The 14,236-nt window shown below is 65.7% G+C and carries 10 protein-coding genes and 1 tRNA gene; 5 read left to right on the top strand and 6 right to left on the bottom strand.

Translation table 11 applies throughout. The annotated features are described in order from the left end of the window. Position 1: 1 nt before the first annotated feature. The 6 genes from pheS to G3446_RS00065 all read right to left on the bottom strand — a co-directional run bounded on the left by pheS (position 2) and on the right by G3446_RS00065 (position 4,675). A complete protein-coding gene (pheS, locus tag G3446_RS00090; RefSeq protein WP_164450358.1) occupies positions 2-1,033 on the bottom strand; it encodes a phenylalanine--tRNA ligase subunit alpha in 1,032 nt (343 codons plus the stop codon). A 115-nt stretch (positions 1,034-1,148) separates the two neighbouring features. Continuing rightward, positions 1,149-1,505, bottom strand: coding sequence for a 50S ribosomal protein L20 (gene rplT, locus G3446_RS00085; RefSeq protein WP_164450357.1), 357 nt, complete (start codon positions 1,503-1,505; stop codon positions 1,149-1,151). 30 nt (positions 1,506-1,535) lie between these two features. After that, a complete protein-coding gene (gene rpmI, locus G3446_RS00080; RefSeq protein WP_164450356.1) occupies positions 1,536-1,730 on the bottom strand; it encodes a 50S ribosomal protein L35 in 195 nt (64 codons plus the stop codon). A gap of 163 nt (positions 1,731-1,893) precedes the next feature. Next, a complete protein-coding gene (infC, locus tag G3446_RS00075) occupies positions 1,894-2,460 on the bottom strand; it encodes a translation initiation factor IF-3 (RefSeq protein ID WP_209262194.1) in 567 nt (188 codons plus the stop codon). 26 nt (positions 2,461-2,486) lie between these two features. Next, on the bottom strand, positions 2,487-4,406 hold the full coding sequence (gene thrS / locus G3446_RS00070; protein WP_164450355.1) for a threonine--tRNA ligase: 1,920 nt from the start codon (positions 4,404-4,406) through the stop codon (positions 2,487-2,489). Positions 4,407-4,598: 192 nt separating this feature from the next. Continuing rightward, positions 4,599-4,675 (bottom strand) — tRNA-Val (locus G3446_RS00065). A gap of 153 nt (positions 4,676-4,828) precedes the next feature. Between G3446_RS00065 and G3446_RS00060 the strand changes: the two genes are divergently transcribed. The 5 genes from G3446_RS00060 to G3446_RS00040 all read left to right on the top strand — a co-directional run bounded on the left by G3446_RS00060 (position 4,829) and on the right by G3446_RS00040 (position 13,981). Continuing rightward, on the top strand, positions 4,829-6,355 hold the full coding sequence (locus tag G3446_RS00060) for a fumarate hydratase (RefSeq protein WP_164450354.1): 1,527 nt from the start codon (positions 4,829-4,831) through the stop codon (positions 6,353-6,355). Positions 6,356-6,610: 255 nt separating this feature from the next. Beyond that, the gene (locus G3446_RS00055) at positions 6,611-7,606 is read left to right on the top strand and encodes a YhdH/YhfP family quinone oxidoreductase (protein WP_164450353.1); all 996 of its coding nucleotides are present in this window, start codon (positions 6,611-6,613) and stop codon (positions 7,604-7,606) included. Between the two features lie 1,266 nt (positions 7,607-8,872). Beyond that, positions 8,873-9,826 carry an ABC transporter ATP-binding protein gene (locus G3446_RS00050; protein WP_164450352.1) on the top strand — a complete coding sequence of 318 codons (954 nt, stop codon included), beginning with the start codon at positions 8,873-8,875 and terminating at the stop codon, positions 9,824-9,826. Next, entirely contained in the window at positions 9,819-12,743 is a 2,925-nt protein-coding gene (locus G3446_RS00045; RefSeq protein ID WP_164450351.1) for a Gldg family protein, read from the top strand. The genes G3446_RS00050 and G3446_RS00045 overlap by 8 nt, the downstream gene beginning before the upstream one ends. Further along, complete coding sequence (locus G3446_RS00040; RefSeq protein ID WP_164450350.1) at positions 12,740-13,981, top strand: DUF4340 domain-containing protein; 1,242 nt, start codon at positions 12,740-12,742, stop codon at positions 13,979-13,981. Before G3446_RS00045 ends, G3446_RS00040 begins: the two co-directional genes overlap by 4 nt. The last annotated feature ends 255 nt before the right edge of the window (positions 13,982-14,236 follow it).

Raw genomic sequence — 14,236 nt, 5'->3', positions numbered from 1 at the left:
CTCAAGCAAACTGCCGCAAGTACCTCAGATCGTTGTCGAAGTTCAGTCGGATGTCGTCGATGCCATAGCGCAGCATGGCGAGGCGCTCCACACCCATGCCGAAGGCATAGCCGAGGTGCTTGTCCGGGTCGATGCCGACATGACGGAAGACCTCGGGGTAGACCATGCCGCAGCCCAGCACCTCCAGCCAGCCGGTCTGCTTGCAGACCCGGCAGCCGCTGCCGTCACACATGACGCACTGGATATCCACCTCCGCCGACGGCTCGGTGAAGGGGAAGTACGAGGGACGGAAGCGCAGCTTGAGGTCGCGCTCGAAGAAATTGGTCAGAAACTCGTAGAGCACGCCCTTGAGGTCCGCGAAGCTCACCTGCTCGTCGACCAGAAGCCCCTCCACCTGGTGGAACATGGGCGTATGCGTCAGGTCGGAGTCGCAGCGGTAGACGCGGCCCGGCGCGATGATCTTGAGCGGCGGCGCCTGCTCCTCCATCACCCGGATCTGAACCGGCGAGGTATGGGTGCGCAGCAGCCGATCGGTGTCGAAGTAAAAGGTGTCGTGCATCGCCCGGGCGGGATGGTGCTCGGGGATGTTGAGCGCCTCGAAGTTGTGGTAGGCGTCCTCCACCTCGGGACCTTCGACCACCGCGAAGCCGGCGTTGGCAAAGAGCCGCTCGATACGTCGGAGCGCGCGGGTCACCGGATGCAGACCGCCGGGACGCTGTCCGCGTCCAGGCAGCGTAACGTCGATCCGTTCGGCGGCGAGACGCTCCGCCAGCGCGGCCTCTTCGAGCGCCGACTTGCGCGCATCGATCGCCTGCTGCACGGCGACCTTCGCCTGGTTGATCGCCTGTCCGGCCGCGGGACGCTCGGGCGCGGGCAGCTTACCCAGCTGCTTGAGCAGCGCGGTCAGCTCGCCGCTCTTGCCCAGATAGCGCACGCGCACCTGATCGAGACCGGCCAAATCGGCGGCAGCGGCGATGGCCGCTAGGGCGGCGGCCTGCAAGGAGTCGAGCCCAAGCTCGTTATTCTCGGCCATGCTATGAAACTTCCGGCTGGAATTCGGCTCACCGCGCTCGACACAAACGAAAAGAGGGAAAGACCATGGCCTTTCCCTCTCGGTCGTCAGCGGACGCGGACGGGACGGCGCTGGATCAGGCCAGGGCCGACTTCGCCTGCGCTGCGATCGCTGCGAAGGCCACGCTGTCGTGGTAGGCGATGTCCGCCAGGACCTTGCGGTCGACCTCGACACCGGCCTTCTTCAGGCCATCGATCAGGCGGCTGTAAGAGAGACCATTCTCACGCGCGGCGGCGTTGATACGCGCGATCCAGAGCGCGCGGAACTGGCGCTTCTTCTGGCGACGGTCGCGGTAGGCATATTGGCCGGCCTTGATGACGGCCTGCTTGGCGACACGATAGACCTTACTTCTGGCGCCGTAATAGCCCTTGGCTTCATCCAAGACCTTCTTGTGGCGGGCATGGGCGGTAACGCCGCGTTTGACTCTAGGCATTCAAGCTCTCCGGATTCAAATCAAGGGCAACTAGCAATAAGGGATCATGCGGAGCGCAGCCCGCACATCCGCCTTGTGGAGCATCTTGGCGGCGCGCAGCTGACGCTTCCGCTTGGTGCTCTTCTTGGTGAGGATGTGACGCCTGTGCGACGCGTTGCACTTGACTCCGGAGGCCGTGCGCGTAAAGCGCTTCGCGGCTCCGCGATTGGATTTCAGCTTAGGCATGGGTCTCAATTACTCCGCTATTTGCTGATGTGATGTGATGCGACGAAGACACCCGCCCGCCTCGCGCAAACGCCAGGAAAGCATCGGGCGCCAGAGCGGCGCCCGATGCTTCCTCTGGCCTCGCTCAGTGGGACTCGCCCCGAGGCCGGCGTCTTGATCGTCGCTATTTCTTCTTGGGGCCCAGCACCATCACCATCTGCCGCCCTTCCATCAGCGGCTGCTGCTCGACGACACTGATCTCGGCCAGGTCCGCCTCCACTCGCCGCAACAGCTCCAAACCGAGCTCGCGGTGGGCATGCTCACGCCCGCGGAAACGCATGGTGACCTTGGCCTTATCCCCTTCATGTAGGAAACGCGTCAGGTTGCGTAGTTTGACCTGATAGTCTCCTGAGTCCGTCCCTGGGCGAAACTTGACTTCCTTGACTTGAACCTGCTTCTGCTTCTTCTTGGCCTCGTTCTTCTTCTTTTTCTGATCGAAGAGAAACCGACCGTAGTCCATCAATCGACAAACCGGCGGGTCCGCATTAGGAACGATCTCGACGAGGTCGAGCTCTGCCTCGGTGGCGAGCTCCATCGCTTCACGCGTACTCACGACCCCAACTTGATTTCCATCCGCGCCGATGAGCCGAACATCCGGCACGTTGATGTCGTTATTGACGCGGTTTCTCTTTGGTGCGGCGATAGCAAGCTCCTCCAAATACGCAAATAGAATTGGCCGGACCAGCAGCATCGCAAGCCGGCCCGCCTAGCCATACGCTAGTGGATTCGGTTCGCGACCTCTTCGCTCAGCCGCTCCGAAAAGGCGTCGAGCGTGAAAGTGCCGAGATCTTGGCCTTGGCGGTCGCGAACAGACAAGGACCGGGCTTCGACCTCCCGGTCACCTACCACGAGCAGGTAGGGTACCCTCTGCAGGGTGTGCTCGCGGATTTTAAAGCCGATCTTCTCGTTTCTCAAGTCTGTCTCGACGCGGAAGCCCTTGTTGCGCAACGTCTTAGCGGCCTCTTCGACAAAAGCCGCCTGACGATCCGTAATGTTGAGCAGGACCGCCTGCACGGGCGAGAGCCAAACCGGCAGCAAGCCGGCATAGTGCTCGATCAGAATACCGATGAAACGCTCGACCGAGCCCAGGATGGCGCGGTGGATCATGACCGGCGTCTGCTTGCTGTTGTCCTCGGCGATATAGTGCGCGCCCAGGCGGCCCGGCATGGAGAAATCGACCTGAATGGTGCCGCACTGCCAGGCGCGACCAATGCTGTCGTGCAGGGTGAACTCGATCTTGGGGCCATAGAAGGCGCCCTCGCCCGGCTTGACCTTGTACTCCAGCCCCTTGTCGGTCAGCGATTTCGCCAGCGCGGCCTCGCCCTTGTCCCACAGCGCGTCCGAGCCGACGCGCTTCTCCGGCCGCAGCGAGAGCGCCAGCTCGATCTCGGTGAAGCCGAAGTCGCGATAGGTCTCGAAGACCATCTCGATAAGGGTCGCAACCTCGGGTTGAAGCTGCTCCTCGGTGCAGAAGACGTGGGCGTCGTCCTGGGTGAAGCGGCGCGCGCGCATCAGACCGTGCAGGGTGCCAGAGGGCTCGTTGCGGTGCACCACGCCGAACTCGGCGATGCGCAGCGGCAGGTCGCGGTAGCTCTTCAGCCCCTGATTGAAGAGCTGAATGTGGCCGGGACAGTTCATCGGCTTGATGGCGTAGTCGCGCTCGTCCAGGTGCGTCGTGAACATGTCGTCCGCGAACTTCTCCCAATGGCCAGAGCGCTCCCAGAGCGAGCGGTCGAGCACCTGGGGCGTCTCGACTTCCTGATAGCCGTATTGGTCGAGCTTCTCGCGCATGTAGGCCTCGGCCAGCCGGTAGATCACCCGGCCCTTGGCATGCCAGAAGGCCATGCCGGGCGCCTCGTCCTGGAAGTGGAAGAGATCGAGCTGCTTGCCGAGCTTGCGGTGATCGCGCTTTTCCGCCTCTTCCAGCCGGCGCAGATAGGCCTTCAGCTCCTTCTTGTCGCGCCAGGCCGTGCCATAGATGCGCTGCAGCATGGCGTTGCTGGAGTCGCCGCGCCAGTAGGCGCCGGCCAGCTTGGTCAGCTTGAAGCCATTGCCCAGCTTGCCGGTGCTCGGCAGATGCGGGCCGCGGCAGACGTCGAACCAGTCGCCCTGGCGATAGATGGAGACCGCTTCGCCCTCGGGGATGATGTCGTCGATGATCTCGACCTTGTACTGCTCGCCCAGCTCGCCAAAGACCCGCTTGGCCTCTTCGCGATCCATCACCTCGCGCACGATCGGCAGATTGCGCTTGACGATCTCGTGCATGCGCGCCTCGATCTGCTCGAGGTCCGCCGGCGTGAAGGGCTCGTCGCGCGCGAAGTCGTAGTAGAAGCCGTTCTCGATCGCCGGACCGATGGTCACCTGCGTCCCCGGATAGAGCTCCTGAACGGCTTGAGCCATGACGTGCGCGGCGTCGTGGCGCATCAGCTCGAGGGCGGTCTCTTCGTCCTTGCTGGTGACGATGGCGAGCTCCGCATCCGTGCTCATGACGTAACTGGTATCCACCAGCGCGCCATTCACACGCCCGGCGAGCGCGGCCTTGGCAAGTCCGGGACCGATGGAGGCGGCGACGTCGTGGACGGAAACGGGCTGATCGAACGGGCGTTGAGAGCCGTCGGGGAGCGTAATCAGAGGCATGTCGAGGTCCTGGTCTCAGTGGTGATCGATACGAGGGATCACATGATGCGGTTTGCGCGGCCCTGACCCTTCAGAAGAGCGGCGGGAGCGATGAATCCTGTCGGCAACAAAAAAGCCGCCAGCCCTCAGCGCCCGACTCTCAGCGGATGGATGCTGAAAGCTGATCGCTGAAGGCTGGCAGCTTTTCGGAATTGGTAGGCGCGATTGGACTCGAACCAACGACCCCCACCATGTCAAGGTGGTGCTCTAACCAACTGAGCTACGCGCCTGTCGTCAGGAGCCGCGCATATTACAGGCGCCCTTCGGCCTGCGCAAGCACTTTTTTGCGCCCCCCTTCGAAGCCAGGGTTGGCCCATCGAATTCCGCACTGCACCATGGCTATACTCAAGCGCCCCTGGCCCCACAGATAGATGCCGAGCCCCATGACGACCATCCGCGAGAACGACTTCATTCAGAGTATCGCCGACGCCCTGCAGTTCATCTCCTACTACCACCCGCGCGACTACATCCAGTCCCTAGCCGCCGCCTACGCGGCCGAGGAGTCCGCCGCCGCGCGCGACGCCATGGCGCAGATCCTCTACAACTCGCGCATGTGCGCCGAGGGCCATCGTCCCATCTGCCAAGACACCGGGATGGTCGTGGTCTTCCTCAAGGTCGGCATGGAGGTGCGCTGGGAGACCCAGATGAGCGTCCAGGCGATGGTCGACGAGGGCGTGCGCCGCGCCTACACCCATAAGGACAATATCCTGCGCGCCTCCATGGTGACCCCGCCGATCGGAGCGCGTAAGAACACGGGCGACAACACGCCCGCGATCCTGCACATGGAGCTGGTGCCGGGCGACAGCGTCGAGGTCAAACTGGCGGCCAAGGGCGGCGGATCGGAGAACAAGTCCAAGTTCACCATCCTCAATCCAAGCGACAGCCTGGTCGATTGGGTGCTCAAGACCGTGCCGACCATGGGTGCCGGCTGGTGTCCGCCGGGCATGCTCGGCATCGGCATCGGCGGCTCGGCCGAAAAGGCCATGCTGATGGCCAAAGAAGCCCTGATGGAGCCGATCGACATCCATGAGCTCAAGGCGCGCGGCCCGGCGGACCCGCTCGAAGCGCTGAGGCTGGAGCTGCATGAAAAGGTCAATGCACTCGGCATCGGCGCCCAGGGGCTCGGCGGCCTGACCACCGTCCTCGACGTCAAGATCCACAGCTATCCCACGCACGCGGCCTCGCTGCCGGTCGCCATGATCCCCAACTGCGCGGCGACCCGGCACCTGGAATTCACCCTGGACGGCTCGGGTCCGGTCGCCCTGGAGCCGCCCAGCCTGGATGACTGGCCGGACATCGTCTGGGAGGCGGACAGCAGCGCCAAGCGGGTGAATCTCGACGACCTGACGCGCGAGGACATCGCCGCCTGGCAGCCGGGCGACCGGCTGCTACTCTCCGGCAAGCTGCTGACCGGGCGCGACGCCGCCCACAAGCGCATCGTCGACCTCCTCAATCGCGGCGAATCGCTGCCCGAGGGCGTCGACCTCACCAACAGATTCATCTACTACGTCGGCCCGGTCGATCCGGTACGCGACGAAGTCGTCGGCCCCGCCGGCCCAACCACGGCCACCCGCATGGACAAGTTCACCGAGCAGATGCTCGGCCAAACCGGTCTCATCGGCATGGTCGGCAAGGCCGAGCGCGGCCCAGCGGCCATCGAGGCCATCAAGCGCCACGGCGCCGTCTATCTGATGGCGGTCGGCGGCGCCGCCTACCTGGTCGCCAAGGCCATCAAGGGGTCCAGACTCGTCGCCTTCGAAGACCTCGGCATGGAGGCCATCCGCGAGTTCGAGGTCGAGGACATGCCGGTCACGGTCGCCGTCGACAGCCGCGGCGAATCTGTGCACCAGACCGGACCCGCGAAATGGCGGAGCAAGATCGGACTCATTCCGGTCGAGGTCGTCACCTGAGAAGTTGTCAGTTGTCAGTTGTCAGTTGTCAGTTGTCAGTTGTCAGTTGTCAGTTGTCAGTTGTCAGTTGTCAGTTGTCAGTACGAGGATGGCCTGCTGCTCTGAGCCGGGCAACGCAGGCTGACTCACCCGCGAGCCGCGTAGGGTGGACGAGCGCGAGCGAAGTCCACCTGGCCCCGCTCGGACGTTATCCTGAGCACCGGACCAACCCACAGCAGCCCTTCGATCAACCTGCGAAGCGTCGAGAGATTTGTCATGTCTGCAACCACCTATTCCGCCTTTCGTATCCATAAAGACGACCAAGGCCATCACGCCGGGATCGAGCAGCTACCGAAGCCCGAGCCGGCTTCTGGCGAGGTTCTGGTTCGCGTCGCCCACTCCGCCGTGAACTACAAAGACGCGCTGGCAGGGACCGGCAAGGGCAAGATCCTGCGCACCTTCCCGCTGGTCGGCGGCATCGACGGCGCCGGTGAGGTCGAGGCGTCCGACCACCCCGACTACAAGCCGGGCGACGCCGTCATCGCCACCGGCTGGGGGCTGAGCTTCGACCACGACGGCGCCTATGCCCAGTATCTCTGCGTGCCGGGCGACTGGCTCGTTCCCATGCCAGCAAGGCTCGACGCCCGATCAGCGATGATCTTCGGCACCGCCGGCTTCACGGCCGCCTTGGCCGTGCATCGCATGCTCACCAACGGCCAGCGCCCCGACATGGGTCCCATCCTGGTGACAGGTGCCAGCGGCGGCGTGGGCTCCATGGCCGTCGCCATTTTCGCCAAGCTCGGCTACGAGGTGGTCGCCGTCTCGGGCAAGCCCGCGCTGCATGACTGGCTGACATCCCTGGGCGCGAGCCGCATCGTCGGCCGCGACGCCTTGGCCGAGGCCAAGCGCCCGCTGGAAAAAGCCGAATGGGGCGGCGCGGTCGACAACGTCGGCGGCGAAATGCTGGCCCAGATCACCCGCACCGTCGTCCCGAACGGCAACATCGCCGCCATCGGGCTCGCGGGCGGGCATGAGCTGAATACCACCGTCATGCCCTTCATCCTGCGCGGCGCCAGCCTGCTCGGCTGCAACTCGGTCGACGTCCCGCCCCCGCTGCGGAAAGACCTTTGGGGACACCTTGCGGACGATTGGCGACCGCAAGCACTGGAGGACATGCTGACGGAGACCGTCAAGCTCGAAGGACTCCCGGATGTCTTCGAACGGATGCTGGCCGGACAGACGCACGGACGGGTCTTGGTCGAGGTCGATTGAGGGGCGCGAGAGCGATTCGATCTTCCGTCGCTGGGCGGACATCGCATGGGAGCGCCATCCCCGGCGCGACCAGGCCTGCTCCAACCGCACCGGTCGCGGCGGGGCGCCGCTCCCATGGATCCATCGGCTGCCGCTTCTCTGGCATCAGAGCCCCTGAAAACCGCAGGTCAATCATCCGCATAGGGCCCTTACCAAAGTTTAACCATGCCCTCGGCGGCTGAGGCTTACACCTTAGCGCTTGACCTGTAAGCCATTTTCCCTCTAGCCATGAGCGGCGGATCCGCCCCAGCGGCAGCCCCCTCTTGCGCTACCTCATCGGCTTGGTTGAAATCCGCGCCGGTGAGGTGTTGGCGGCGAGCTTGGCTCGCGTCTCAGGCAGCCAGGGCCGTCGGGTGGATGAGCGCAGCGAAATCCACCATGGCCGCGCCCTCTGGTGGCGGGCAAGGTGGACTGCGCACGGCTTGTCCACCCTACGGCGCTTGGTTGAAATCCGCGCAGGTGGGGTGTTGGCGGTCAGCTAGGCTCACCTCTCAGGCATCTAGGGCCGATGGGTGGATGAGCGCAGGGAAATCCACTCTGGCCGCGGCGTCTGGTGGCAGGCAAGGTGGACTGCGCACGGCTTGTCCACCCTACGGCGCTGGGTTGAAAGCCGCGCCGGTGAGGTGTTGGCGGTCGGCTTGACTCGCGTCTCAGGCATCTAGGGCCGATGGGTGGATGAGCTTAGGGAAATCCACTCTGGCCGCGGCCTCTGGTGGCAGGCAAGGTGGACTGCGCACGGCTTGTCTACCCTACGGCGCTGGGTTGAAAGCCGCGCCGGTGGGGTGTTGGCGGTCAGCTTGACTCGGGTCTCAGGCATCTAGGGCCGATGGGTGGATGAGCTTAGGGAAATCCACCATGGCCGCGGCGTCTGGTGGCGGGCGCGGTGGACTGCGCACGGCTTGTCCACCCTACGGCGCTGGGTTGAAATCCGCGCCGGTGAGGTGTTGGCGGTCGGCTTGACTCGCGTCTCAGGCATCTAGGGCCGATGGGTGGATGAGCGCAGGGAAATCCACTCTGGCCGCGGCGTCTGGTGGCGGGCGCGGTGGACTGCGCGCGGCTTGTCCACCCTACGGCGCTTGGTTGAAATTCGCGCCAGCTCAGCATGTCCTCGAGCCTGTCATTGTCCCGCCGACAGCAATCCCAACTGACAACTGACAACTGACAACTGAAAACTAAGAACTCGAAGCCCCAAAGCTATCGCGCAATCGAGTACCAAGGAGAAGCTCAATGATCGAGGTTCGCGAGCTCAGTCGCAGCTATGGCGAGCTCAAGGCGGTCCAGGACGTCTCGTTCAGCATCGGACATGGTGAGATCGTCGGGCTGCTCGGCCACAATGGCGCGGGCAAGACGACCATCATGAAGATGCTGACCGGCTATCTCGAGCCCAGCGGCGGCGAGATCCGGATCGACGGCCTGGACATCGCCGAGCAGCGCCGAGAGGCCCAGCGGCGGATCGGCTATCTGCCGGAGAACTGCCCCATCTACCCGGAGATGACGGTGCTGGACTACCTGGACTATCAGGCGTCGCTGCACGGCATCTCGCCGAAATCCAGGCGCGCGACCATCCGCCGCGCGGTGGAGCGCACCGAGCTGGAGGCCAAGGCGACGGCGCTCATCGGCACCCTCTCGCGCGGCTACCGCCAGCGCGTCGGCGTGGCCCAGGCGATCCTCCACGAGCCCAAGATCCTCATCCTCGACGAGCCCACCAACGGCCTGGACCCGGCGCAGATCCAGCACATGCGCAGCCTGGTCCAGGAGCTGGCCCAGGACGCGACGCTCATCATCTCGACCCACATCCTGCAGGAGGTCGAGGCCGTCTGCGGGCGGGTGCTCATCATGCGCGGCGGGCGCATGGCCCTCGACAGCCGGCTCGACGACATCGGGCGCCAGCCGCGCCTGCTGGTCAGCCTCGACCGCGACCCCAGCGAGGCGCAGCCCATCCTGGCCAAGCTCGCGGGCGTGAGCGGCGTCAGCGTCCTCGGCGAGGAGGCCGGGCTGCGGCGCTTCGCCCTGGAGACGAGCGACATCCGCGCGACCTCGCCGCTGGTGGCCCAGGCCGTCACCGAGCAGGGCTGGCCACTCTACGGCCTGGAGCCCGAGCGCCAAGACCTGGAGGCGCTGTTCGGCGCCGTGACGCTGGAGAGCATGCATCATCAGCAAAAGGAGGTGGCCCATGGCTGAAGTCACGCGCGTGGCGCGCCGCGAGCTGGCGGCCTTCTTCGGCTCCCCGGTGGCCTACATCTTCATCGGGACCTTCCTCGCGGTCTGCCTCTTCGTCTTCTTCTGGGTGGACGCCTTCTTCTCGCGCAACATCGCGGACGCCCGTCCGCTGTTCGAGTGGATGCCCATCCTGCTGATCTTCCTCTGCGCCGCGCTCAGCATGCGGCTGTGGAGCGAGGAGCGGCGCGCCGGCACCCTCGAGAGCCTGATGACCCTGCCGGTCGCCACGCCCAAGCTGGTGCTCGGCAAGTTCCTGGCCGCCCTGGGCCTGGTGACGGTCGCCTTGGCCCTGACGCTGCCGATGCCCATTACCGTCGCCCTGCTCGGCCCGCTCGACTGGGGTCCGGTCATCGGCGCCTATCTCGCCACCCTGCTGCTGGCGGCGGCCTATCTGTCGATCGGGCTGTTCGTCTCCTCGCGCACGGACAACCCCATCGTCGCCCTCATCGGCAGCGCCCTGGTGTGCGGCGTCTTCTACCTGCTCGGCTCGCCGGCGCTCACCAGCCTGGTCGGCCATAGCGGGGGCGAGCTCCTGCGCCTCATCGGCACCGGCTCGCGCTTCGAGTCCATCACCCGAGGCGTCATCGACCTACGCGACCTCTACTACTACCTGAGCATCGTCGGCGCCTTCCTGGCCCTGACGGTCTATAGCCTGGAGCGCCTGCGCTGGGCGGAGCATGCCGCCAACCCGCGCGGCCACCACCGCTGGACCCTCATCACAGGGCTCACGGCCGCCAACCTGATCGCGGCGAATCTCTGGATGCAGGGCGTCACCAACGTCCGTACCGACCTGACCGACGGCGATCTCTACACCCTCTCGGACGCGACCGAGAACTACCTGGATCAGCTCCAGGAGCCGCTGCTGATCCGCGGCTACTTCAGCGCCGAGACCCACCCGCTGCTGGCCCCGCTGGTCCCGCAGCTGCGCGACCTGCTGGAGGAGTACCAGATCGCCGGCAAGGGCAAGGTGCGCGTCGAGATCGTCGACCCGCAGCAGTCGCCCGAGCTGGAGCGCGAGGCCGGCGAGCAGTATGGCATCCGCCCGGTCGCCTTCCAGACCGCCTCCAAGTACCAGGCGGCCGTCGTCAACTCCTACTTCGACCTCCTGGTGAAGTACGGCGACCAGTACGAGACGCTCGGCTTCCAGGACCTCATCGACGTCAAGGTGCGCAGCGAGACCGACCTGGACGTGCGTCTGCGCAACCCGGAGTACGACCTCACGCGCACCATCAAGAAGGTGCTCTACGGCTACCAGGGCGGCGGCGACGTCTTCGCCAACATCACCAAGCCGCTGACGCTCAGGGGCTACATCTCGCCGGCCGACACCCTGCCGGAGCCCCTGCCCGCCTTGCGCGGCGATCTGGAGTCCGTCCTCGGCGAGCTGCAGGCGCAGTCTCAGGGCAAGTTCGGCTTCGAGATCCAGGACCCGGACGCCGGCGACGGTACCCTGGCGGCCAGCATCAAGGAGGAGTACGGCTTCGAGCCGCTGATCGTCAGCCTGCTCGACCCCACGCCCTTCTACTTCTACATGGTCCTGGAGGGCGGCGAGCAGGGCATCCCCATCCCGCTGCCCGAGTCGCTGGACCGTGCCGGCCTCAGCCGCGCCATCGAGGCGGGCATCAAGCGCTTCGCGCCCGGCGTCATGCGCACCATCGCCCTCTATACGCCGCCGGCGGCGCCGAGCAATCCCTTCATGGGCGGTCCCCAAGGCGGCGACTACAGCCTGCTGGAGCAGAGCCTCCAGGACAGCTTCTCCGTGCGCGACACCGACCTCAGCTCAGGCCAGGTGCCCGAGGACGCCGACCTGCTCATGGTCGTGGGACCCGAGGCACTGGACGAAAAGCAGCAGTTCGCCATCGACCAATTCCTGATGCAGGGCGGCACCGTCGTGCTGGCCGCCTCCAGCTTCAAGGTCGACCTCAGCGGCGGCAGCATCTCGGCGAGCCAGGCGCAGACCGGGCTCGAGGACTGGCTGAGCCATCAGGGCATCACCCTGGAGCCCGCGCTGGTGCTGGACCCGCAGAACACGCCCTTCCCCATCCCGGTGGAGCGTGACGTCGGCGGCTTCATCGTCCGTGAGATCCAGACGCTCGACTATCCCTACTTCCCGGACGTGCGCAGCGACGGGCTGGCGGAAGACAACGGCATGACCGCGAATCTCGGTCAGATCACCATGAACTGGTCGTCGCCCATCAGCATCGATGCCGAGAAGAACGCCAGCCGCACCGTGACCACGCTGATCCAGAGCTCCGCCAACGCTTGGACCAGCGACTCCACCAACATGCAGCCCGACTTCGAGGCACACGGCGGGCTCGGCTTCCCGGTCGGCGACGACACCGGCCGCAAGCTGCTGGCCGTCGCCATCGAGGGCCGCTTCGACTCGCCCTTCGCCGGCAAGCCCTCGCCGCTGCTGCCGGAGGAGACCGCCGAGTCATCCGATGACGCGGCGGATGCGGATCCGACCATGACCGAAGACGCCGAGGAAGAGGATCAAACACCTGTCATCTCGGGCGTGGTCGAGTCCTCGCCGGAGTCGGCCCGACTCATCCTCATCGGCTCGTCCAGCTTCCTCACGGACACCGCCATCAGCCTGGCCAACGAGGCGACCCAGACGCGCTACCTCAAGCCGGTCGAGCTGGTGCAGAACGCTGCCGAGTGGTCGCTCGAGGACCGCGGCCTACTGGCCCTGCGCGGACGCGGCCAGTTCGGCCGCATGCTCGAGCCCGTCGGCCAGCAGACGCGCCTCTTCTGGGAGTCGCTGAACTACATCCTGGCGCTCGCCGGCCTGGCGCTGGTCTATCTGCTCTATCGCCAGAGCCGTGCGCGCCGCGAGCGGGCCTATGCCGAGATCCTGGGTAACGGAGGCACTCAGTCATGACTCAGATCAAGACGTCGAAGGCCGATCTGGGCTGGGGGCGGGATCTGCGCTCGCCGCTGATCCTGGGGCTGCTGCTGGTGCTCGCCCTCCAGCTGCTGATCGCGCTCGGGCAGAGCCTGAGCAAGCCGGGCATGGCGGCGCTGACCCCGCAGACGCCGCTCGTCGCGATCCAGCCGGATCAGGTCACCGCCATCACCATCGAGGGCGCGGAGGACGACGAGCGCATCCGGCTCAGCCGCAAGGGCGAAGACGACTGGGTCATCGCCGCGCTCGCCGACCTGCCGGTCACGGCCAGAAAGGCCGACCAGCTGCTGACCCAGGTCGCCGAGCTGAAGCGCCCCCTGCCCGTCGGCACCAGCGCGGCATCGCTGACGCGCTTCAAGGTCGCGGAGGACGACTTCGTGCGTCGCCTCACCCTGGAGACCAAGGACGGCGAGGAGGTCGCCCTCATCCTGGGCGAGACGCCCGGCTTCCGCCGTCTCTATGGACGGCCAGCCGGCGATGACGCCGTCTACGACCTGCCGCTCGCGCTGTCCGATGTCTCGAGCCGGCGCGACGACTGGTCGCAGACCGGGCTGCTGAGCCTGGACGAGGAGACGCTCGCGGCCATCGGCGGCAAGGATTGGGCGCTGACCAAGACGGATGACGGCTGGACGCTCGCAGACAGCGAGGAGCCGCTGGATCAGGAGACCGCCGAGGACCTCGCCATGAAGCTGGCCGGCCTGCGCTACCGAGGCGTGCTTGGCATCGAGGACGACCCGGCCTACAAGCAGGATGACCCGCGCCTCGAGATCGGCATCCGCCTGGACGACGGCACCGAGCGCAGCTACCGCGTCTCGAAGCCCGAGGATAGCGAGGACTATGTGCTCAAGTCCGATGCCCTGCCCTACTACTTCAAGCTGTCGAAGTACGACCTGGAAGGGCTGCTGGACCTGGACCGCTCCAAGCTGATCGTCCAGCCCGAGCCGGTCGAGGATGAGGCCGCGGAGGCCGAGCCGGCGGATGAAAGCACGCCCATGGCGGAAGACGAGCCAAGGTCCGAGCCAACCGGGAACGCTGCGCCGGAAGCGACCCCGACGGATGCAGCCATGCCAACGCCGGAGCCCGAAGCCGAAGCCGAGCAATTGGAATCGATCCAGGCAAGCCCCGCAACGGAAGCTGTCCAGCAGGCCGAGCCCGCGCGGACGCCAGATGCTGCCACGCCAGACGAGGCCCCTGAGCAGCAAGCCTCCGAGTAGCCACAGCGGCACCAGGGTGTCACCGATCCTCAGGGGCGGTGACACCGACTTTCTCTTCGTCGATCCCTCGCTGCGCATCAGGCAGGCTGCTGAGCGCATGCAGCATCCGCCCCCTTCGCGGCAGTAGCGCACAGCCGCGCTCAAGCCGGCCGAGCTCCCCCCGCAAAGATCCGGCGCCAACGCTAGAAGGCAATGAGGCGTCATCCCCCTTGTCTTTTCCACACCCCCTCCTCGACACTAGCGCGCAACCTCTCG

The organism is Thiorhodococcus minor, assembly GCF_010820565.1.
In the GTDB taxonomy this organism is placed as follows: Bacteria; Pseudomonadota; Gammaproteobacteria; order Chromatiales; family Chromatiaceae; genus Thiorhodococcus; species Thiorhodococcus minor.
Note: the sequence above shows the minus strand (reverse complement) of the source record. Positions and strands in the feature narration are given on the sequence as shown.